The following is a 21,230-nucleotide window of genomic DNA, read 5'->3' as shown; positions in this document are numbered from 1 at the left end:
ATGATTATTTACGGTGTGGCGCTGTTGGCGATCTGTACGCTGGCAGGGGTGATCATGGGTGACATGCTCGGCGCGTTGCTGGGGGTGAAATCCAACGTCGGCGGGGTCGGGATCGCGATGATCCTGCTGATTTGCGCACGGTTGTGGATGCAAAAACGCGGCGGCATGACCAAGGATTGCGAGATGGGCGTCGGCTTCTGGGGCGCCATGTACATTCCGGTGGTGGTGGCGATGGCTGCGCAACAGAACGTTGTGACGGCGCTGCACGGCGGCCCGGTGGCGGTGCTGGCGGCGATCGGTTCGGTGGTGATCTGCGGTTGCACCATTGCCCTGATCAGCCGGAGCCACAAAGGCGAACCCTTGCCCGATGAGCCGGTGGAAGTCACCCCGGTCGGCACACCAGTAGGAGGTCGCTGATATGTGGGAACTCATTGAGAAAGGTCTGGTAAATAACAGTCTGGTCACCGCGTTCGCGTTCGTTGGCGTGATCATGTGGGTGTCGGTGGTGTTGTCCAAACGCCTGACCTTCGGCCGGATTCACGGCTCGGCGATTGCCATCGTCATCGGCCTGGTGCTGGCCTGGGTCGGCGGCACCATGACCGGCGGGCAAAAAGGCCTGGCGGATTTGTCACTGTTTTCCGGCATCGGTTTGATGGGCGGCGCCATGCTGCGTGACTTCGCCATCGTTGCCACGGCGTTCGAGGTGCAGGCCACCGAAGCGAAAAAGGCCGGGATGATTGGCGCTGTCGCGCTGCTGCTGGGGACGATTCTGCCGTTCATTGTCGGGGCGAGCATTGCCTGGATGTTCGGCTATCGCGATGCGATCAGCATGACCACCATTGGCGCGGGCGCAGTGACGTACATCGTCGGGCCAGTGACAGGGGCGGCAATTGGGGCCTCATCCGATGTGATGGCGCTGTCGATTGCCACCGGGTTGATCAAGGCGATTCTGGTGATGGTCGGCACGCCGATGGCGGCGCGCTGGATGGGCCTGGATAACCCGCGCTCGGCGATGGTGTTTGGCGGCTTGGCCGGGACTGTCAGCGGTGTGACCGCCGGGTTGGCCGCGACGGATCGGCGGCTGGTGCCCTATGGCGCGCTGACGGCGACGTTCCATACCGGGCTTGGGTGCTTGCTTGGGCCTTCGTTGCTGTACTTCATTGTTCGCGGGATTGTTGGCTGACTGATCGTTCCCACGCGCAGCAAAGGAATGCCTCAATGGACGCTCTGCGTCCGCTTTGGGACGCGGAGCGTCCCGGGCTGCATTCCTTTGCTGCGCGTGGGAACGATCATTGGATGGCCTGGCGATTGGCATACATCCGGCACTCCGCCAACAGCGCCAGCAGATTCGGGTCGCGCTCCTTGGCCTTGAGAAACACCACGCCGATGTGCTGCTGCAACCGGTACTTTTCCTGCAATGGGATCAGCTTCACCCGGTTCTCATACACCGCCGCAATCCGCCCCGGCAGCAACGCATACCCCACCCCTGAGCTGACCATGCTCAGCAGGGTGAAGATGTCGTTGACCTGCATCGCCACCTTCGGCTCGAACCCCGCCTGCTTGAACACCCGAATACCGTCCTGGTGCGTGGCGAAGCCTTGGGTCAGGGTGATGAACGTTTCGTCGCGAACCTCGGCCAGATCGACTTCGGTCCGCTGGGCAAAGGGCGAGTCCGCCGGGGTGGCGAGGAAGATGTCATCGGAAAACAGCGGGATCTGCTCGCAGTCCGGGTCGTTGACGCTGTCGTCCAGCGACACCAGGATCGCGTCGACTTCCATGTTCTTGAGCTTGTACAACAGGTCGATGTTCGAACCCAGGATCAGGTCGATATTGAGTTCGCTGCGGCGGATTTTCAGGCCCATGATCAGCTGCGGCACAGTCTTCACCGTCAGCGAATACAGCGAGCCGAGTTTGAAGCGTTCGGCGGAGAACCCGGCGGCTTCGCGGGTCAGACGCACGGTTTCGAGCACGTCCTGAATCAGCTTCTGCGCCCGCTCTTCCAGCACATAGGCACTTTCCAGCGGGGTCAGGTTGCGGCCTTCGTGCTTGAATAGCGGGCAACGCAGGGCGCTTTCCAGGGAGTGGATGGCGCGGTGCACGCTGACGTTGCTGGTCTGCAACTCGACGGCGGCGCGGGCCAGGTTGCCGGTGCGCATGAAGGCCAGGAACACTTCGAGTTTTTTCAGGGTCAACTCTTCATCGATCAACATGGGCCAGACTCTTATTCGTATGTCTCGATTGTGCCCAATTGGCTGACGTTTGGCTCGATGGCTTTCGTAGGGGGCATTGTGTTCTGAAACATTGCGCTTTTAACCTTGAGGCCTGAGCCTTGCGCGCGGCGGTAATGAACGTAGAGGTGAGCAACACATGTATCACGGGGAAAGATTGAACGCCTGGACGCATTTGGTTGGGGCGGTGGCGGCATTGGTCGGGGGCGTGTGGCTGCTGGTGATCGCCAGTATGGATGGCAGTCCGTGGAAGATCGTCAGTGTGGCGATTTACGCGTTTACCTTGCTGGTGCTCTACAGTGCCTCGACCGTGTACCACAGCGTGCGTGGGCGCAAGAAAGCGATCATGCAGAAGGTCGATCATTTTTCGATCTACTTGCTGATCGCCGGCAGTTACACGCCGTTCTGCCTGGTGACCCTGCGTGGGCCGTGGGGCTGGACGCTGTTCGGGATTGTCTGGGGGCTGGCGCTGATTGGCATCCTGCAAGAGATCAAACCGCGCTCGGAAGCACGGATTCTGTCGGTCGTGATTTACGCGGTGATGGGCTGGATCGTGCTGGTGGCGGTCAAGCCGTTACTGGCGGCACTGGGCCCTGTCGGCTTTACCTGGCTGGCGTCGGGCGGGGTGTTGTACACCGTGGGGATTATCTTTTTTGCCCTCGACCATCGTCTGCGTCACGCCCATGGGATCTGGCATCTGTTCGTGATCGCCGGGAGTTTGCTGCACTTTGTGGCGATTTGGTTCTACGTCTTGTGACTGCTTTTGTGGCGAGGGGCAAGCCCCCTCGCCACAAGTCCCTAGAAGTCACCCCAGAGTTGTTGGGCCACCGCCAACGCCACCACCGGCGCGGTTTCGGTGCGCAGCACGCGCGGGCCGAGGCGGGCGGCGTGGAAGCCGCCGGCCTTGGCCTGTTCGACTTCAACGTCGGACAAGCCGCCCTCCGGGCCGATCAGGAACGCCAGGCTTGCAGGTTTGGCGTGGCTCACCAGCGGCTCGGCCACCGGATGCAGCACCAGTTTCAATTCGGCCGCGGTCTGCTTCAACCAGTCAGCCAACAGCAATGGCGGATGAATCACCGGCACCCGTGAGCGCCCACACTGCTCGCAGGCGCTGATCGCCACCTGACGCCAGTGCATCAGGCGTTTGTCGGCGCGTTCGTCCTTGAGGCGGACCTCGCAGCGGTCGGTGAAAATCGGGGTGATTTCGGTGACGCCCAGTTCGGTGGCTTTTTGAATCGCCCAGTCCATCCGCTCGCCACGGGACAAACCCTGGCCGAGATGGACCGCCAGCGACGACTCGACCTGACCGGTAAAGCTTTCATCGATTTGCACCACCACGCGCTTCTTGCCGACTTCCACCAGCGTGCCGCGAAACTCGTGGCCCGAGCCGTCGAACAATTGCACCGCATCACCCTCGGCCATGCGCAGCACACGGCTGATGTAATGCGCCTGGGCTTCGGGCAACTCGTGTTCGCCGGTGCTCAAAGGGGCGTCGATAAAGAAGCGGGACAGTCTCATCTTGGGTCTCTGTAATTCGTCTGAACTGATCGTTCCCACGCTCTGCGTGGGAATGCCTCACCGGACGCTCCGCGTCCGCTTTTGGGACGCAGAGCGTCCCCGGCTGCGTTCCTTTGCTGCGCGTGGGAACGAGAAAAACTTAGCCCGGATCGCGATAGCCCGGATGAAAGTCCTTCGGTACCGCCACGCTGACGCTGTCACGGGTGGCGATGTCGATGCCTTCGCTGGCCACTTCGGCCAGAAAGTCGATCTGCTCCGGGGTAATCACGTAAGGCGGCAGGAAATACACCACGCTGCCCAACGGCCTCAGTAAAGCACCTCGTTGCAGTGCATGCTGGAACACGGTCAAACCGCGACGTTCCTGCCACGGGTAAGCGGTCTTGCTGGCCTTGTCCTTGACCATCTCGATCGCCAGCACCATGCCGGTCTGGCGCACTTCAGAGACGTTCGGGTGATCGGCCAGGTGCGCGGTGGAGGAGGCCATGCGCTGGGCCAGGGCCTTGTTGTTCTCGATGACGTTGTCTTCTTCGAAGATATCCAGCGTCGCCAAGGCCGCCGCGCAAGCCAGCGGATTGCCGGTATAGCTGTGGGAATGCAGGAAGGCGCGCAGGGTCGGGTAGTCGTCGTAGAACGCGCTGTACACCTCATCGGTGGTCAGGCAGGCCGCCAACGGCAGGTAACCACCGGTCAGGGCCTTGGACAGGCAGAGGAAGTCCGGGCGGATGCCGGCCTGTTCGCAGGCGAACATCGTGCCGGTACGACCGAAGCCGACGGCGATCTCATCGTGGATCAGATGTACGCCATAACGATCACAGGCGTCGCGTAGCAGCTTGAGGTACACCGGGTGATACATGCGCATGCCGCCGGCGCCCTGAATCAGCGGCTCCAGAATCACGGCGGCCACGGTATCGTGGTTATCGGCCAGGGTCTGCTCCATGGCGGCGAACATGTTGCGCGAGTGTTCTTCCCAGCTCATGCCCTCGGGGCGCAGGTAGCAATCGGGGCTCGGCACCTTGATGGTGTCCATCAGCAGGGCTTTGTAGGTTTCGGTAAACAGCGGCACGTCGCCCACCGCCATCGCCGCCATGGTCTCGCCGTGGTAGCCGTTGGTGAGGGTGACGAAGCGTTTCTTGTTCGGTTGGCCGCGGTTGAGCCAGTAGTGAAAGCTCATTTTCAGCGCGACTTCGATGCACGACGAACCGTTATCGGCATAGAAGCATCGGGTCAGGCCCTCGGGCGTCATCTTCACCAGTCGCTCGGACAGCTCGATCACCGGCTGATGGCTGAAACCGGCGAGGATCACATGTTCCAGCTGATCGACCTGGTCCTTGATGCGCTGGTTGATCCGCGGGTTGGCGTGACCGAACACGTTGACCCACCAGGAGCTGACGGCGTCGAGGTAGCGTTTGCCTTCGAAGTCCTCAAGCCACACGCCTTCACCGCGCTTGATCGGGATCAGCGGCAGCTGTTCGTGGTCTTTCATCTGGGTGCAGGGATGCCACAACACGGCGAGATCGCGTTCCATCCACTGTTTATTCAGGCCCATTTTCTGTCTCCTCGAGGCTACCCGTGACGTAGGCGGGTAAACAATCGCGCAAGCCTATGCAATGCGCGTCACCGGGACAACCCATTGTGTCGATTGAGCTACTTTGTATAGGACGATAGACGTCGCTGGCGGCGTTTTGATGGCTGACGTATTCTTCGCGGCTCTTTGAGTCGTCTGACTCGTAAAACCGCTATTTCCTCGTGTATTTCCGGAGTTCTCTGAATGTCTGCTGGTTGGCTGCGCGCCTGTGCGCTGGTGATGTTAGGGCTGTTCAGCGTTTCGGCGCTGGCCAAGGATAAAACGGCGATCGTGGTCGGCGGCGGGCTTTCGGGCCTCACCGCGGCGTACGAACTGCAGAGCAAAGGCTGGCAGGTGACCCTGCTGGAGGCCAAACCGACCCTGGGCGGTCGTTCCGGCATGGCCACCAGCGAGTGGATCGGCAACGACAAGACCCAACCGGTTTTGAACAAGTACATCTCGACGTTCAAGCTGAGCACCACGCCAGCCCCCGAGTTCGTGCGGGCCCCGGGTTACCTGATCGACGGTGAATACTTCAGCGCCGCCGATCTGGCGACTAAACAGCCGGCCACCAGCGACGCACTGAAACGCTACGAAAAAACCCTGGATGACCTGGCGCGCTCGATCGAAGACCCGCAAAACCCGGCCGCCAACAGCACGCTGTTCGCCCTGGACCAGATCAACGTGGCCAACTGGCTCGATCGCCTGAATCTGCCAGCCACTGCGCGTCAGCTGGTGAATCAGGAGATTCGTACCCGTTACGACGAGCCTTCGCGCCTGTCGCTGCTGTATTTTGCACAACAAAGCCGCGTCTACCGTGGCGTTGCTGACCGTGACCTGCGCGCCTCGCGCCTGCCCGGCGGCAGCCCGGTGTTGGCCCAGGCCTTCGTCAAGCAACTGAAAACCATCAAGACCAATTCCCCGGTTTCGTCCATTACCCAGGACAAGGACGGCGTGAGCGTCAAGGTCGGCAGCGTTGGCTATCAGGCGGACTACGTCGTGCTGGCCGTGCCGTTGCGCGCACTGAGCAAGATCCAGATGACTCCCGCGCTGGACGCCCAGCACATGGGCGCTATCAAGGGCACCAACTACGGCTGGCGTGACCAGATCATGCTGAAGTTCAAGACGCCAGTGTGGGAAAGCAAGGCGCGCATGTCTGGCGAGATCTACAGCAATGCCGGCCTGGGCATGTTGTGGATCGAGCCGGCCTTGAAGGGCGGCGCCAACGTGGTGATCAACATTTCCGGCGACAACGCGCGGGTGATGCAGGCCTTTGGCGACAAGCAAATGGCCGATCAGGTGCTGATTCGTCTGCACGCCTTTTATCCACAGGCACGCGGTTCGTTCACCGGTTATGAAATCCGCCGCTACAGCACCGACCCATCAATGGGCGGCGCTTACCTGGCCTTCGGTCCGGGGCAGATCAGCAAATACTGGCGCCTGTGGGAGCGTCCGCTGCAACGTGTAGCCTTTGCCGGCGAACACACTGACACCTTGTACCCAGGCACCCTGGAAGGCGCCTTGCGCACCGGTCAGCGTGCAGCCAGTCAGCTGGAAGACCTGGCAGCGGGCAAATCGTTTGAACCGGCGAAAGTTGTGCCGGCAGCGACCGCTGCGGCGGCAGGCGCGGTAGTGGCGAAGAAAGGCAACTTCTTCAGCAACATGTTCGGTGGTTCGTCCGATAAAGCGGCCGACAAGGCAGAACCGGCCAAGGTTGAAGCGAAAGCTGAAGAGACCAAGCCTGGCTTCTTCTCGCGTATGTTCGGTGGCGGTTCCGACAAAGCTCCGGCCAAGGCGCCAGAACCTGCGGCGCCTGTTGCTCCGGCACCCGTTCCAGTGGCTGCGCCGGCCCCGGCACCTGCACCGGTTGAGGCACCGAAGCCAGTGGTACCGGCGCAAGCCGAGCCGGTGAAGAAAGCACCGGCCAAAGCCCCAGTGAAAAAGCCTGCTGCCAAAACCGAGGCCAAAAAGGCTCCGGCCAAGGCAACGGCGAAAAAGGCTGAACCAGTGAAGAAACCAGTGGTGAGTACCGCTGCGAAGGCCCCGGTGGCGACTGAAACCAAGACACAGTAAGTCTTGGGATCAAAAAAAAGCGCGGCAGTAATGCCGCGCTTTTTTTATGTCTTTGTCCTCCCGTGGAGGCCGCTGATTTTTTTGGTACTAAGGTAGGTCGACGATATGGACTTCGTCGCTTTGGTAGTCGCTGATATAGGCGCGGTTGTGTTGATCAAGAACCATGTAACGCGGATCGAAAGCGCCAGGGATGGGAACCCTGCGAACGATCTCATGGGTGGCGGCATCAACTTCCACGATCTCTTTTTCAGTTTGATCAACGGCATAAGCGTTTTTTACGCCGAACACTATTTTCCCTTCGCAAGCCACAAAATCGAAATGCCGGGTGGCCAATGACCGGGTGTCCAACACGGTCAGTTTTCGAGCGTCCAGACCCACGACATACACTTCCCTACCGTCGGGACTGACAGTAACGGCAGACGGATATTTTTCAGTTTTGATGATACTGATGACTTCGAACGTCTTGCTGCTGATGACCGTGAGCGCGTCTTCATAAGGGCCGGCTGGGGCGTTGGTACTGGAAATGTAAAGGCGCGAATCGTCGGGGCTGATAGCCACACTTATGGATGGTGAGGGTAAGCCTTGTACTCTACTCACCGCATACAGGCGGGTATCAATAATTGCTAACCACTCTTTATTCTGTCGAACGGTGACGTAAACATATTTCCCGTCTCGACTCACGACGACTCCGCTAGGGTGTCTACCCACCGTGATGTTACCCACCGCGTATGTTTCGGTATCAATAACCGAAACCGAACTTGAGCCGTAGTTGGTGACGTAAGCTCTTTTTCCCTGATGGCCAAGGGCAATGCTTCGGGGATACTGCTCCACGGCGATGGTACGGATTACCTTTTTGTTCCGGGTGTCGATGACGGACACATTGTCCGACATGTAATTGCAAACAAATACGCGTGATCCATCGTTGCTGATGGCCATCCCTCGCGGTCCTTCCCCTACGGGTATCGAATTGGATTGATTGCGTGTTATCACGGGGGATGAACTCGAATTGTGACTCATGGTAGAACTCCTGTTCAGACGCTTGGACTCACGTCCAAGTTCAAGTTCATCAATGACCTGCAATGAAAGCCACTGTTAAATGTGACAGTTCTGACGAGTGGTATCGGCTCTTAAGTGAATATAAGGAGGGTGCGTGAAGGTTTTTTCCTTCGGTTAACACTCTCTTAACCTCTCGGTCCCAAGGTCTTGATCGTATTTCTCGATATTTCAGAGCGAAATTTTCCGCTTTAAATCGATAGATAACTCGATAGTCTTGGGCGCAGTTCTTACAGGATTTGGGCAATGCAGCTACGTAACTCTTCTTCCCGCTATGGTTGGGTCAGCATCTTCATGCACTGGGGTGTGGCGTTGGCCGTCTTCGGCCTGTTTGCGTTGGGATTGTGGATGGTCGGGCTCGATTACTACAGCACCTGGCGTAAAGACGCGCCGGATCTGCACAAGAGCATTGGTCTGTTGTTATTTGCCGTGATGTTGCTGCGGGTAGTGTGGCGCTTCATCAGCCCACCGCCGCCGCTCCTGCCAAGCTACAGCCGCATGACCCGCCTTGGCGCCAAGTTCGGCCATTCCTTCCTTTATCTCAGTCTGTTCGCTGTGATGATTGCCGGTTACCTGATTTCCACCGCAGACGGTGTCGGGATTCCGGTGTTTGGCCTGTTTGAAATTCCTGCACTGGTTTCCGGGCTACCGGACCAGGCAGACACCGCGGGTGTGATTCATTTGTACCTGGCCTGGTTGCTGGTGATTTTTTCCGGTTTCCATGCGTTGGCAGCATTGAAACACCACTTTATCGATCGTGATGCGACCCTGACGCGAATGCTGGGGCGCAAAGCCTGATGTTCTACCTCGACTCCAAAGGAATAGAAAGCATGTTGAAAAAGACGTTCGCCGCACTGGCAATCGGTTCTGCTCTGTTGTCCGCTAACGTGATGGCGGCCGACTATGTGGTCGACAAAGAAGGCCAGCACGCCTTTGTTGACTTCAAGATCAGCCACTTGGGCTACAGCTACATCATCGGTACCTTCAAGGATATCGACGGCAAGTTCAGCTTCGACGCTGCCAAGCCTGAAGACAGCAAGATCGAGTTCAATGTGCGCACCGCCAGCGTGTTCACCAACCACGCCGAACGCGACAAGCACATCGCCAGCGGTGACTTCCTGAACGTGGGCAAATTCGCCGACGCCAAGTTCGTCTCCACCAGCGTCAAACCTACCGGTAAAAACGCCGCAGGCAAAGACACTGCCGACGTGACCGGCAACCTGACCCTGCTGGGCGTGACCAAGCCAATCGTAGTCAAAGCCACGTTCCTGGGTGAAGGCAAGGATCCATGGGGTGGCTACCGTGCCGGCTTCGAAGGCACCACCAGCATCAAGCGTTCCGATTTCGGCAAGCAGAAAGACCTGGGCCCAGCGTCCGACGCGGTCGATCTGTACGTGACGTTTGAAGGTGTCAAAGCGAAATAATCTTCGCACCTGACACAAAAACGCCCCCGATCTCACGATCGCGGGCGTTTTTTATGGTCGGAGAAAATCTGCAGGGATGTTCTCAGCTGAAATGAAAATGCCCCGATCGCAAGATCAGGGCATTTTTTATAACGGTGCTAACTCAGCGGTTGCGGGTCAGCAATGCTGGTTTTTCGCCGCGCGGACGGCCTGGCAGTTGATCCAGTTGCTCAGGGGTCGGGAAGCGATCGCTTTTCGACTCCTTGTGAATGATCTTCGGTGCCGGGCTGCGCGGGTTCTGCACGGCCGGTTCCGAACGAGACTGGTCGTCACGGGCCGGACGGCGGTTGCGGGACTCTTCGCGACGGGCCTGGCCGTCACGTGGAGCGCCGTTGCGTGGGCCACTGCGCTTGGCCGGTGGGGTGCCGGTGGTTGCGCCGCTGCTGTTGCGCGGACCGTTCTGGCGACCTTGTGGCTGACCGGCGCGCGGAGCACCAGCGCCTTGTGCCGGTGCGCCCGGACGGCGGCCACGGCCCGGAGCCGGTTTGGCTTGAGGCACGTAGTCGACGCGGTTACCGAAGTTATCGATATCGTCGTCCAGGAACTCGTCCGGAGCACGGTCGGCGGCGCGAGGAGCCGGGCGCTGTTGTTCGCGGGCCGGAGTGCCTTCGCGTGGCTTGTGTTCACGGGCCGGGCGCTCGCCACGGCCTGCGGCAGGTTTTTCCTTGCCGCCCTTGTCCTTGCCTTTGTCTTTACGACCGCCGCCACCACCGCTGCCGTTCGGGCCGTCGCCGCGCGGGCCACGTGGGGCGCGCGGGTTACGCACATCCGGACGCTCGCGGACTTCCGGTTTCTCGGCTTCCACGGCGCTGGAATCGAAGCCCATCAGGTCGCCGTCGGCGATTTTCTGCTTGGTCATGCGCTCGATGCTTTTCAGCAGTTTTTCTTCGTCCGGAGCGACCAGCGAGATCGCCTCGCCCGAACGACCGGCACGGCCGGTACGACCGATACGGTGCACGTAATCTTCGTCGACGTTTGGCAGTTCGAAGTTGACCACATGAGGTAACTGGTCGATGTCGAGGCCACGAGCAGCAATGTCGGTGGCGACCAGGATGCGCACTTCACCGGCCTTGAAGTCGGCCAGGGCCTTGGTGCGGGCGTTCTGGCTCTTGTTGCCGTGGATCGCGACGGCGGTGAGGCCGTGTTTGTCCAGGTACTCGGCCAGGCGGTTGGCGCCGTGCTTGGTGCGGGTGAATACCAGCACCTGTTCCCAGGCGCCGGCAGTAATCAGGTGCGCCAGCAACGAACGCTTGTGGCTGGCGGCCAGGCGGAATACGCGTTGTTCGATCCGCTCGACCGTGGTGTTCGGTGGCGTGACTTCGATGCGTTCCGGGTTGTGCAGCAGCTTGCCGGCGAGGTCGGTGATGTCTTTGGAGAACGTCGCCGAGAACAACAGGTTCTGCCGTTTGGCCGGGAGGCGGGCGAGGACCTTTTTCACGTCATGGACAAAGCCCATGTCGAGCATGCGGTCGGCTTCGTCCAGCACGAGGATTTCCACGTGGGACAAATCGACACTGCCTTGGCCGGCGAGGTCGAGCAGGCGACCTGGGCAGGCCACCAGCACGTCGACACCACGGGACATGGCTTGAACCTGCGGGTTCATGCCGACGCCACCGAAGATGCAGGCGCTGACGAACTTCAGGTCACGGGCATAGACCTTGAAGCTCTCGTGCACCTGAGCTGCGAGTTCGCGGGTTGGGGTCAGGACCAGTACGCGGGGTTGGCGCGGGCCGTGACGCTGGGATTTGTCCGGGTGACCGTTGGGAAACAACCGCTCCAGAATCGGAAGGGCGAAGCCACCGGTTTTACCAGTACCTGTCTGAGCCGCAACCATCAGGTCGCGACCTTGCAACACGGCGGGAATGGCCCGCTGTTGCACCGGAGTAGGCTCGGTATAGCCCGCTGCCTCGATGGCGCGGACTAAAGCCTCGGAGAGACCGAGGGAAGCAAAGGACATGAGTAATCCTGTTTTAGTTAGGGCTTGGCCCAATGGGAGTCTTGCCTGGCGCGAATGGCGTTTAAGAGGACGCAATCCCGTCCGGTCCTGCTGGGCCTCGAAGGCTCGTCTGGAGCGCTCGCGCGGGCTGAAAAGCTGCGCTGTAGCGGGATCGAGATGCCTTGAACAAGTCCGAGCGTCCGGGCGTGAACCTGGCGGGAAGGCCGGAGTATAACAGAGCAATCACTGTGCGCCGCTTTCCTGCTGCTCAACGGTTTTTCCGCCGGTTGCGGTGGCGTTGGTGGCCCGGGCTTCGGTAGCCGGACCGGCACCATAGCGGGCGCTCAGTTCAGCATAGGCCGGTTCGCGCTTGAAGCGCTTGAGCTCGGCGCCGAAACGCTGCACCAACAAATCCATCCCGGCATTGCGGCGCACCGCCAGATACTGGCTCTGCTGGCTGATGACAGTCGGGTTCTCGGTGATCTTGTCGCGGATGTCCAGTTGATCGAGCAAGTGCTGGCCGACCCGGCGATCGGTGATCAGCAGGTCGATCCGCCCGCGCACCAGTTTGCCGAAGTTGGCTTCATGGGTGGGCGCCGGTTCCCGGGTAAACAGTGTCGATTCGCTGAAGTCCTTGCTGTACAGGTAGCCCGGCGAGGTGCCGATGGTCAGGCCTTTCAGGTCGTCCAGGGTGCGAAACGGGAACGGCCGTTCATTGGCGTAGAACATCACGAATTCGACTTGCGAGAGCGGTTCGCTGGGGTAGAGCAGGGTCGCTTCGCGTTCATCGCTGTGGAAAATATCCAGCACACCGTCCGCCTGGCCTTGCTCAAGCATCGACAGGCAGCGCTTCCACGGCAGGAATTGCCATTCCACGTCAATCCCGAGACGTTTGAAGACGATGGCCGTGGTTTCGTAGTCGAGCCCGAGGTTCTTGCCGCCTTCTTCATAGACGTAAGGCGCCCAGGGTTCGGTGACAATACGCAGCTTCTCGCCCCGAGCGGTGAAGCTCAGGCAAGTGAATAGAAGCACGGTCAGTAACTGGGCGATCAGGGGCATGGCTTGAGATTACGACGAGAAATCATAAAGAGCCAGAAACCGGATCCAGAAGCTCTGGATCGGGCATTAAAAGCAAAAGATCGCAGCCTTCGGCGGCGCCTGCAGAGGTGCATATTCCCCTGGAGGCGCTGCCGAAGACTGCGATCTCTTGATCTTGCGTTAACGGCTATTAGCGCGGCAACTTCAGGTTATTCCACACCGCCAGGCTCGGTTCAGCCTGGTTCAGTGTGTAGAAGTGCAGCCCCGGTGCGCCACCTTGCAACAGGCGTTCGCACATCTCGGTGATGACTTGCTCACCAAAGCTTTGAATGCTCTGGGTGTCGTCGCCGTAGGCTTCCAGTTGCTTGCGGATCCAGCGCGGGATTTCCGCACCGCAAGCGTCGGAGAAGCGCGCCAGCTTGCTGTAGTTGGTGATCGGCATGATCCCCGGCACGATCGGGATGTTCACACCCTTGGCCCGTACACGCTCGACGAAGTAGAAATAACTGTCGGCGTTGAAGAAGTACTGGGTGATCGCACTGTTGGCGCCGGCGTTGGCCTTGCGCACGAAGTTGTTGAGATCGTCTTCGAAATTGCGCGCTTGCGGATGCATTTCCGGGTAAGCGGCGACTTCGATGTGGAAATGATCGCCAGTCTCTTCACGAATGAATTCAACCAGGTCATTGGCGTGACGCAACTCGCCGCTGGCCATGCCCATGCCCGAGGGCAGGTCACCGCGAAGCGCAACGATTCGCTGGATGCCGGCTGCCTTGTACTGGGTCAGCAGGCCGCGCAGGTCGTTCTTGCTGTCACCCACGCAAGACAGATGCGGTGCGGCAGGAACTTTGACTTCACTTTCCAGCTGCAACACGGTGTTGAGGGTGCGATCACGAGTCGAACCGCCAGCGCCGTAGGTGCAGGAGAAGAAGTCGGGATTGTAGGTCGCCAGCTGACGGGCAGTGGCGATCAGTTTTTCATGCCCAGCATCGGTCTTCGTCGGGAAGAATTCGAAGCTGTAGCGACGTTCTTGGGACATGGTCATATCCTTGGAAACACGTAAGCCGGACGCTGGCCCCCGTAGGAGCTGCCTTAGGCTGCGATCTTTTAAGATCAAAAGATCGCAGGCTTCGCCAGCTCCTGCGCAGAGCAGTCAATCAGCGTATCAGTAGCGGTAAGCGTGCGGCTTGAACGGGCCTTCGACGGTGACGCCGATGTAGTCAGCCTGTTGCTTGGTCAGTTGAGTGACCACGCCGCCGAAACCGCGGACCATTTCCAGGGCCACTTCTTCGTCGAGTTTCTTCGGCAGTACTTCAACGGTCAGGCGCTCGGCTTTCTGGGCTGGCGGCAGGTCGGCGTACTTCTGGCCGAACAGGAAGATCTGCGCCAGAACCTGGTTGGCGAACGAACCGTCCATGATGCGGCTCGGGTGACCAGTGGCGTTACCCAGGTTAACCAGACGACCTTCAGCCAGCAGGATCAGGTAGTCGTCGTTCTGGGCGTCGAAAGCGCCTGGACCGGTACGGTGAACCTTGTGAACCTGTGGCTTCACTTCTTCCCATGCCCAGTTCTTGCGCATGAAAGCGGTGTCGATTTCGTTGTCGAAGTGACCGATGTTGCAGACCACAGCGCGTTTCTTCAGGGCTTTGAGCATGTTTGCGTCGCAAACATTGACGTTGCCGGTGGTGGTCACGATCAGGTCGATCTTGCCCAGCAGCGCTTTGTCGATGCTCGCTTCGGTACCGTTGTTGATACCGTCGATGAACGGCGAAACCAGTTCGAAACCGTCCATGCAGGCTTGCATGGCGCAGATCGGGTCGACTTCGGAAACTTTAACGATCATGCCTTCCTGACGCAGGGACTGGGCCGAGCCCTTGCCCACGTCACCATAACCGATGACCAGCGCTTGCTTGCCGGACAGCAGGTGGTCGGTGCCGCGCTTGATCGCGTCGTTCAGGCTGTGACGGCAGCCGTACTTGTTGTCGTTCTTGCTCTTGGTCACCGAGTCGTTGACGTTGATGGCCGGGATTTTCAGCTCGCCCTTGGCCAGCATGTCCAGCAGACGGTGTACGCCGGTGGTGGTTTCTTCGGTGACGCCGTGAACGCGATCCAGTACTTGTGGGTACTTCTTGTGCAGCAGCTCAGTCAGGTCGCCGCCATCGTCGAGGATCATGTTGGCATCCCAAGGCTTGCCATCCTTGAGGATGGTTTGCTCCAGGCACCACTCGTACTCTTCTTCAGTCTCGCCTTTCCAGGCGAAAACCGGGATGCCGGCAGCGGCGATGGAAGCGGCGGCCTGATCCTGAGTCGAGAAAATGTTGCAGGACGACCAGCGTACTTCGGCACCCAGGGCAACCAGGGTTTCGATCAGCACGGCAGTCTGAATAGTCATGTGGATGCAGCCGAGAATCTTCGCGCCCTTGAGCGGTTGCTCGACGGAGTACTTGCGACGCAGACCCATCAGGGCTGGCATTTCGGATTCGGCGATGATGGTTTCGCGACGGCCCCAGGCAGCCAGGGACATGTCGGCGACTTTGTAATCGTTAAAATCTGCAGGCGTGATAACAGCGCTCATGAAGAGCCTCCATTCGTAATGTATGCGAATGGGCGCCGTTGTGCGTTTAGTGTCTGGCCGTGGCCAGTCAACGCCCCATCCGAGCCTGACAGGTTGAACCTGCTGCAGCGCCCCTCGGACAGGTGGCGGGAAAACGGTATCAATGGAACGTTACCGTTTTGAAACGGGGGCGATTATAGCGGGCTATGCTGATCTTCCAAAGCGTTTCTGTTGGTCAATGTCCGAACGGTAATCGAGACCATAGTCGATGCTTGATAGAGCTCTAGTCCGGGCTCTGCCATGATGGCCGGCATCAATCGGCAAGACGGTCAGGAGTGAGTATGAATTTCCACACCCGCAAATGGGTAAAACCCGAAGACCTCAACCCCAACGGCACGCTGTTCGGCGGCAGCCTGCTGCGCTGGATCGACGAAGAAGCGGCGATCTACGCCATCGTCCAGCTGGGTAATCAGCGCGTGGTCACCAAGTACATTTCCGAAATCAACTTCGTCAGCGCCTCGCGTCAGGGCGACATCATCGAGCTGGGCATCACCGCCACCGAGTTCGGTCGCACCTCGATCACTCTGACCTGCGAAGTGCGCAACAAAATCACTCGCAAGAGCATTTTGACGGTAGAGAAGATGGTGTTCGTGAACCTTGGCGAAGACGGCTTGCCCATGCCGCACGGCCGGACCGAGATCAGGTACGTCAAAGACCAGTTCAAGGATGATGACATCGGCGGGTGAAATCGGCGGTGCGGTGATCTCGCGAAAGCGGTCTATCAGTCAGCGATGATTTAACGGACCACTGAACAGCTCTGAACCCTGCGTGTCGTACCTAGACACGCAGCCGGTTCAGGAAATCTATGGACACGCCCAAAGACGGCAAGACCCCGGACCTCTCGGCACAGGAACAGCGCGAGGTCGATAAAAACCAGCCCCCGCGCGCGGCGGTGCTGCACGAAATCATTCGCACCCAAGGCGATCAGGAGCTCGAGCGTAGCGTTGCGGCGCTGTGGTGGTCGGCCTTGGCTGCCGGCCTGACCATGGGCCTGTCACTGATGGGCATGGGATTACTCAACTCGCGCCTGCCGGACGGCGAAGGCTACAAGGTGATCGCCAGCTTCGGTTATTGCGCCGGTTTTCTCGCCGTGATTCTCGCCCGTCAGCAACTCTTCACCGAAAACACCCTGACCGCCGTGCTGCCGATCATGAGCAAGCCAACGTTGGGTAATGTCGGTCGGTTGCTGCGGCTGTGGACGGTGGTGCTGGTGGGCAACCTTTGCGGCACCTTGTTGGTGGCGTATGTGATGCTGCACCTGCCGATTTTCGACAGCAAGACCGATCTGGCCTTCCTTGAGATCGGGCGCAAGGTCATGGAGAACGATGCCAGCAAGATGCTCGCCAAAGGCATCATCTCCGGCTGGATGATCGCCACCATGGTCTGGATGATCCCGTCCATGGAAAGCGCCAAGATGTGGATCATCATCCTCATCACCTATTTCATGGCGCTGGGCGATTTCACCCACATCGTGGTCGGATCGGTCGAGGTTTCCTACCTGGTGTTTGCCGGCGAGTTGCCGTGGAAGGATTTCTGGTGGGTGTTCGCAGGTCCCACGCTGGTGGGGAACATTATTGGCGGCAGTTTTATCTTCGCGCTGATCAGTCACGCGCAGATTCGCAGTGAAAGCGGGCCGCCGAAGGCCTCTGCGGAGCGGGCTCAGGAATCCGAACCGCAGAAGATCAAAAAATGATCAATATCAGCCAGAGACGTTCACCGCGGCAGCACTGCGACGTTGCAGGTAGATGAAGAACAGCGCCGTTAGCAGCGTGAACACGCTGACCAGTGCGCCGGTCCACGACAAGTCCGCCAGGTCCGCGCCACTGGCCACCACCAGCCCGCCAATCCACGCCCCGGCGGCGTTGCCGAGATTGAATGCGCTTTGATTCAACGTCGACCCGAGGTTTGGCGCCTCATGGGCCTGATCGATAATCAGCAATTGCAGGATCGGGCACAGCGCGAAGGCGAAGATGCCCCACAACACCAGCGTGATCGCCGCCGGTATCACTGAATGGCTGGTTTGGCTGAAGGCGGTCAGCACGATGGCCACGGCCAATGTCATCCCCGCCAGCGAAGGCAGCAAACGACTGTCTGCCAATCGGCCGCCGAGCATGCTGCCCCCGGTCAAGCCGACCCCGAACAACAGCAACATGATGGTTACGCCATGAGGACTGACGCCGGTGATGTCCTGCAGGATCGGCGCAATGTAGGTGAACACGCTGAACAGGCTGGTGGACGCCAGCACGCTCATGCCCAGCGCCAGCAGCACATTGACCTTGCCCAGCACTTTGAATTCGCTGGCCAGGTTGGCTTTGTCCATGGGGATTTCCTTGGGCAGCCAGACCCACTGCGCAACCGCCGCAATCACGCCAATCACCGACACCGCCCAGAAGGTCGAGCGCCAGCCGGCATATTGCCCAAGTGCTGTGCCTAAGGGCACGCCCAGCACATTGGCCAAGGTCAGGCCGGTGAACATCATGGCAATTGCCTGGGCTCGTTTGTTCGGTGCCACCAGACTGGCAGCGACCACTGAGCCGATGCCGAAAAACGCGCCATGGCACAGCGCGGTGATCACCCGTGCGGCCATCAAGGTGGCGTAGTTCGGCGCCAGGGCGCAGAGGATGTTGCCGAGAATGAACATCAGCGTCATGCCCAGCAGCGTGGCTTTACGCGGCATGTTGGCGGTGCCGACCGCGAGGATCGGCGCACCGAACACCACGCCCAGGGCATAACCGGTGATGAGCAGGCCAGCATGAGGAATGCTCACGGCGAGGTCGAGGGCGACATCGGGCAGCAAGCCCATGATGACGAACTCAGTGGTGCCGATGCCGAAAGCGGCAACGGCCAGTGCAAGCAAGGCGAGTGGCATGCGCAAGGTCTCTGTCGGTAGTCTTGACGCTTTGATCAGGCATACGCAGGCCGACGACCATTCTCGATGAGAGCGGGCAGAGGCAGGAATTATTGGAATTAGTCTGTGCGCAACTGAGTGCGGCGTGGTCGCTTGCAGTATAAACAGCTGCGGACATATGGCGAATCAAATCTCTGTCCCGAGATGTAGGGGCAATACAAGGAGTGTGCCGTGCTTGCGACGATTCTGGTGTTGGTGGCGGCGCTGTTGCACGCGGCGTGGAATACCCTGATCAAGTTCAGCGCGGAGCGGCTGTTGGTGGTGGCCTGCATGGACAGCGTGGCGTTGCTGTTTGTCGCGCTGATGTTGCCCTTCGTGGCGCTGCCGCCACTGGATATGTGGCCGTGGATTCTTGCGTCGGCGGCATTCGAGTTGCTCTATCGCTACCTGTTGATCCAGGCCTATCGGGTCGGCGATCTCGGTCTGGTCTATCCCTTGATGCGTGGCCTGTCGCCACTGGTGGTACTGGCATTGACGTTGATCTTCGCCGGTGAAGTGCTGACGGCTCAGCAGATCTTCGGGATTTTGCTCATCCCGTTCGGCATGGTGTGCCTGCTCTGGCAGGGCGGTGGCGGGGTGCGCCTGCCGTGGTCGATGCTGCCGGTGGTGGCGTTGATCGGGTTGTGCATCGGTTGCTACACCTTCATCGATGGCCAGGCCTTGCGACGCTGGTCCCATCCGCTGGATTACCTGGTATGGGTCACCGTGCTCAGTGCCTGGCCGTTCCCATTGCTGGCGCTGGTGCGCAAACGCCCGGCGTTCATGCTGTTCTGGCGTGAGCAGTGGCGGTTGGGGTTGGCGGTCGGGTTCTGCGTATTGTTCAGCTACGCTCTGGTGCTTTGGGCCATGCAGCTCGGTTCAATTGCCGAGGCCGCGGCGCTGCGCGAGATCAGCGTGATTCTGGTGGTGCTGTTCGGCATGCGTTACCTCAAAGAACCTTTTGGCAGGCCACGGCTCTTAGCCTGTGGGCTGGTATTGATCGGCATGTTGGTGATGAAGTTTTAGTCGCCGCTGATGGAATTCGATTCTCTACAACTTGAAGAAGGGACTGCGTTATGACGGTTGCTCTGTGGTGCATTTTGATTGCGATCTGCTTGCCTTATCTGTGCACGGGCGTCGCCAAGTTCAGCAATGGCAAGTTCGGGCTGAAACAGAATCACGACCCAAGGGCGTTTCTGGATTCGCTCGAAGGCGTGGCCAGGCGTGCGCATTCGGCGCAGTTGAACAGCTTCGAAGTGACCCCGGCGTTTGCCGCGGCGGTGATCGTGGCGCATCTGGCCGGCAATGCCGAACTGGTGACGATCAATGTGCTGTCGGTGCTGTTCATCACCAGTCGGCTGCTGTACATCATTTGCTATCTGGCGGACTGGGCGATTCTGCGGTCGCTGGTGTGGGCCATTGGCATGGGGCTGATTGTCAGTTTCTTTGTGGTGTCTGTTTAACGGCAAGATCAAAGGATCGCAGGCTGCGCCATTTCCTGCTGGGATCGATGTTCATTCGCGATATTGCGACGAACGCTTTCGATGTTGAAGCTGCGCAGCCTGCGATCTTTTGCTTCTAAGGTTTGTCAGCCACCTGCGGCACCTGAGGCAACGCCGCCCCTTTAGGCCAGAGCATCCAGATCTGCCCCTGCTGTTTCATGTCGCCGGCCAATTGCCCGGCGGCCTCGCCCGTGCCCCAGAACAGGTCTGCGCGGACCTCGCCGGCAATCGCGCCGCCGGTATCTTGAGCGGCCACCGGACGCACCAGTGCGCTGCCGTCCGGTCGCGTCGTCGATAGCCACAACAAGCTGCCGAGCGGAATCACCTTGCGATCCACTGCCGCGCTATAACCGGCGGTCAATGGTACATTCAGCGAACCGCGGGGCCCTTCGTTGCTGTCCGGGTTGCGATTGAAGAACACGTAGCTGGGGTTGCTGCCGAGCAGTTCGGGAATGCGCGTCGGATTGGCCTTGGCCCAGTTATCGATGGCGCTCATGGTCACCTCTTCTTTCTTCAGCTCGCCCTGATCCACCAGCCAGCGGCCGATAGGTCGATAGGGGTGGCCGTTCTGGTCGGCATAACCAATGCGCAATTGACGGCCGTCATCGAGCTGGATGCGCCCCGAACCCTGGATTTGCAGAAACTGCAGGTTCATCGGGTCGGTCAGCCAGGCGATCACCGGCGCCTTCACGCCTTTGGTTTCAATGGTTGCCGCATCGTCGTAAGGCTTGAGCACGCGACCTTCGAGCCGTCCGCGCAGGCGTTTACCCTTGAGTTCCGGGTAAATGCTGTCCAGCGAGACGATGATCATGTCCTCGGGCACGCCGTACACCGGGACGTTCGCTTGCTTGGTCTGGGTCAGGCTGCCGGGATACACCGGTTCGTAGTAACCGGTGATCAGGCCGTTGGGGTTGTCATTGGCGGCACGCAGGCCGTAGACGTCGAGGTTCTGTTTGAGAAAACCACGGATGTCGCTGGCGGTTGGCTGCACGTTAGCGGAAGCGGCACAGGTGCCACCCCAGACCGGGTCGGCCTTGAGTCGGGTGCAGGCGCTGCGCCACGAGCCAAAACCGGCGACGAGGTCGTTGTCGGACACCGCTGGAAGGGCTTCCCAGGTAGCGCTGGAGTAGGTCGCCAGTGCGTGGGTTTTCGGTGTGCTGCTGTCGCCACCGGTGCAGCCCGCAAGCACGGCCACCATCGGAAGGGTCCAGGCCAGGTTGTGACGCCACGCCTTGAAACGGCTGTTCATGGAGTAATTCCTTTGCCGGTTGCCTGAGTGCTCCATGCGCTCAAACAACCCGTATTGATAATAGGGCTATTGGTCTTTGCCGGTGACGCGAGGATACTGGCCGCCGTT

20 protein-coding genes and 1 riboswitch are annotated in these 21,230 nt (G+C 59.6%); of the genes, 10 read left to right on the top strand and 10 right to left on the bottom strand.

Features of this window, described 5'->3' with window-relative positions:
* Both madL and madM read left to right on the top strand, forming a co-directional pair.
* Nucleotides 1-417 carry a malonate transporter subunit MadL gene (gene madL, locus PSH69_RS27860; protein WP_305410382.1) on the top strand — a complete coding sequence of 139 codons (417 nt, stop codon included), beginning with the start codon at nt 1-3 and terminating at the stop codon, nt 415-417.
* 1 nt (nt 418) lies between these two features.
* Nucleotides 419-1,183 (top strand): malonate transporter subunit MadM, encoded by a 765-nt coding sequence (gene madM / locus PSH69_RS27855; protein ID WP_305410381.1) that lies wholly within the window; start codon nt 419-421, stop codon nt 1,181-1,183.
* A 106-nt stretch (nt 1,184-1,289) separates the two neighbouring features.
* On the opposite strand, the gene PSH69_RS27850 is transcribed toward madM, so the two are convergent.
* Complete coding sequence (locus PSH69_RS27850; protein ID WP_305410380.1) at nt 1,290-2,210, bottom strand: LysR substrate-binding domain-containing protein; 921 nt, start codon at nt 2,208-2,210, stop codon at nt 1,290-1,292.
* A 157-nt stretch (nt 2,211-2,367) separates the two neighbouring features.
* Here PSH69_RS27850 and PSH69_RS27845 point away from each other — a divergent pair, with 157 nt between their 5' ends.
* Nucleotides 2,368-2,985, top strand: coding sequence for a hemolysin III family protein (locus tag PSH69_RS27845; RefSeq protein ID WP_305410379.1), 618 nt, complete (start codon nt 2,368-2,370; stop codon nt 2,983-2,985).
* A gap of 41 nt (nt 2,986-3,026) precedes the next feature.
* Here PSH69_RS27845 and PSH69_RS27840 read toward each other — a convergent pair whose 3' ends face one another.
* On the bottom strand, nt 3,027-3,746 hold the full coding sequence (locus PSH69_RS27840; RefSeq protein WP_018928731.1) for a 16S rRNA (uracil(1498)-N(3))-methyltransferase: 720 nt from the start codon (nt 3,744-3,746) through the stop codon (nt 3,027-3,029).
* 139 nt (nt 3,747-3,885) lie between these two features.
* Nucleotides 3,886-5,292, bottom strand: coding sequence for an adenosylmethionine--8-amino-7-oxononanoate transaminase (locus tag PSH69_RS27835; protein ID WP_018928732.1), 1,407 nt, complete (start codon nt 5,290-5,292; stop codon nt 3,886-3,888).
* Between the two features lie 222 nt (nt 5,293-5,514).
* On the opposite strand from PSH69_RS27835, the gene PSH69_RS27830 reads away from it, so the two are divergent.
* The gene (locus PSH69_RS27830; RefSeq protein WP_305410378.1) at nt 5,515-7,383 is read left to right on the top strand and encodes a flavin monoamine oxidase family protein; all 1,869 of its coding nucleotides are present in this window, start codon (nt 5,515-5,517) and stop codon (nt 7,381-7,383) included.
* Between the two features lie 87 nt (nt 7,384-7,470).
* On the opposite strand, the gene PSH69_RS27825 is transcribed toward PSH69_RS27830, so the two are convergent.
* A complete protein-coding gene (locus tag PSH69_RS27825) occupies nt 7,471-8,319 on the bottom strand; it encodes a YncE family protein (protein WP_305410377.1) in 849 nt (282 codons plus the stop codon).
* Between the two features lie 363 nt (nt 8,320-8,682).
* On the opposite strand from PSH69_RS27825, the gene PSH69_RS27820 reads away from it, so the two are divergent.
* Both PSH69_RS27820 and PSH69_RS27815 read left to right on the top strand, forming a co-directional pair.
* Nucleotides 8,683-9,234, top strand: coding sequence for a cytochrome b (locus PSH69_RS27820; protein ID WP_305410376.1), 552 nt, complete (start codon nt 8,683-8,685; stop codon nt 9,232-9,234).
* Nucleotides 9,235-9,266: 32 nt separating this feature from the next.
* Complete coding sequence (locus PSH69_RS27815; protein ID WP_305410375.1) at nt 9,267-9,860, top strand: YceI family protein; 594 nt, start codon at nt 9,267-9,269, stop codon at nt 9,858-9,860.
* Between the two features lie 142 nt (nt 9,861-10,002).
* Here the strand turns inward: PSH69_RS27815 and PSH69_RS27810 are convergent, their stop codons facing one another.
* The 4 genes from PSH69_RS27810 to ahcY all read right to left on the bottom strand — a co-directional run bounded on the left by PSH69_RS27810 (nt 10,003) and on the right by ahcY (nt 15,445).
* On the bottom strand, nt 10,003-11,856 hold the full coding sequence (locus tag PSH69_RS27810) for a DEAD/DEAH box helicase (RefSeq protein ID WP_305410374.1): 1,854 nt from the start codon (nt 11,854-11,856) through the stop codon (nt 10,003-10,005).
* A gap of 222 nt (nt 11,857-12,078) precedes the next feature.
* Complete coding sequence (locus PSH69_RS27805; RefSeq protein WP_305410373.1) at nt 12,079-12,894, bottom strand: ABC transporter substrate-binding protein; 816 nt, start codon at nt 12,892-12,894, stop codon at nt 12,079-12,081.
* A 169-nt stretch (nt 12,895-13,063) separates the two neighbouring features.
* Nucleotides 13,064-13,909: a methylenetetrahydrofolate reductase [NAD(P)H] gene (gene metF / locus PSH69_RS27800; RefSeq protein ID WP_305410372.1), complete on the bottom strand. Its 846-nt coding sequence runs from the start codon at nt 13,907-13,909 to the stop codon at nt 13,064-13,066.
* Nucleotides 13,910-14,035: 126 nt separating this feature from the next.
* Nucleotides 14,036-15,445 (bottom strand): adenosylhomocysteinase, encoded by a 1,410-nt coding sequence (gene ahcY, locus PSH69_RS27795; RefSeq protein WP_305410371.1) that lies wholly within the window; start codon nt 15,443-15,445, stop codon nt 14,036-14,038.
* Nucleotides 15,446-15,468: 23 nt separating this feature from the next.
* Nucleotides 15,469-15,567, bottom strand: a riboswitch (S-adenosyl-L-homocysteine riboswitch).
* 198 nt (nt 15,568-15,765) lie between these two features.
* On the opposite strand from ahcY, the gene PSH69_RS27790 reads away from it, so the two are divergent.
* Together PSH69_RS27790 and PSH69_RS27785 are read left to right on the top strand one after the other, a co-directional pair.
* Nucleotides 15,766-16,170: an acyl-CoA thioesterase gene (locus tag PSH69_RS27790; RefSeq protein WP_105340847.1), complete on the top strand. Its 405-nt coding sequence runs from the start codon at nt 15,766-15,768 to the stop codon at nt 16,168-16,170.
* Between the two features lie 119 nt (nt 16,171-16,289).
* Complete coding sequence (locus tag PSH69_RS27785) at nt 16,290-17,177, top strand: formate/nitrite transporter family protein (protein ID WP_305410370.1); 888 nt, start codon at nt 16,290-16,292, stop codon at nt 17,175-17,177.
* 6 nt (nt 17,178-17,183) lie between these two features.
* On the opposite strand, the gene PSH69_RS27780 is transcribed toward PSH69_RS27785, so the two are convergent.
* A complete protein-coding gene (locus tag PSH69_RS27780; protein ID WP_305410369.1) occupies nt 17,184-18,353 on the bottom strand; it encodes an MFS transporter in 1,170 nt (389 codons plus the stop codon).
* Between the two features lie 210 nt (nt 18,354-18,563).
* Between PSH69_RS27780 and PSH69_RS27775 the strand changes: the two genes are divergently transcribed.
* Nucleotides 18,564-19,397, top strand: a complete 834-nt coding sequence (locus PSH69_RS27775; protein WP_018928744.1) for an EamA family transporter — start codon at nt 18,564-18,566, stop codon at nt 19,395-19,397.
* Between the two features lie 50 nt (nt 19,398-19,447).
* Complete coding sequence (locus PSH69_RS27770; RefSeq protein ID WP_018928745.1) at nt 19,448-19,834, top strand: MAPEG family protein; 387 nt, start codon at nt 19,448-19,450, stop codon at nt 19,832-19,834.
* A gap of 115 nt (nt 19,835-19,949) precedes the next feature.
* On the opposite strand, the gene PSH69_RS27765 is transcribed toward PSH69_RS27770, so the two are convergent.
* Nucleotides 19,950-21,122: a murein transglycosylase A gene (locus PSH69_RS27765; protein WP_305410368.1), complete on the bottom strand. Its 1,173-nt coding sequence runs from the start codon at nt 21,120-21,122 to the stop codon at nt 19,950-19,952.
* Nucleotides 21,123-21,230 lie beyond the last annotated feature (108 nt).

It is taken from the genome of Pseudomonas sp. FP1740 (assembly GCF_030687165.1).
Lineage (GTDB): Bacteria > Pseudomonadota > Gammaproteobacteria > Pseudomonadales > Pseudomonadaceae > Aquipseudomonas.
The sequence above is the reverse complement of the archived record's forward strand: the minus strand, read 5'-3'. Positions and strand labels throughout refer to the sequence as shown.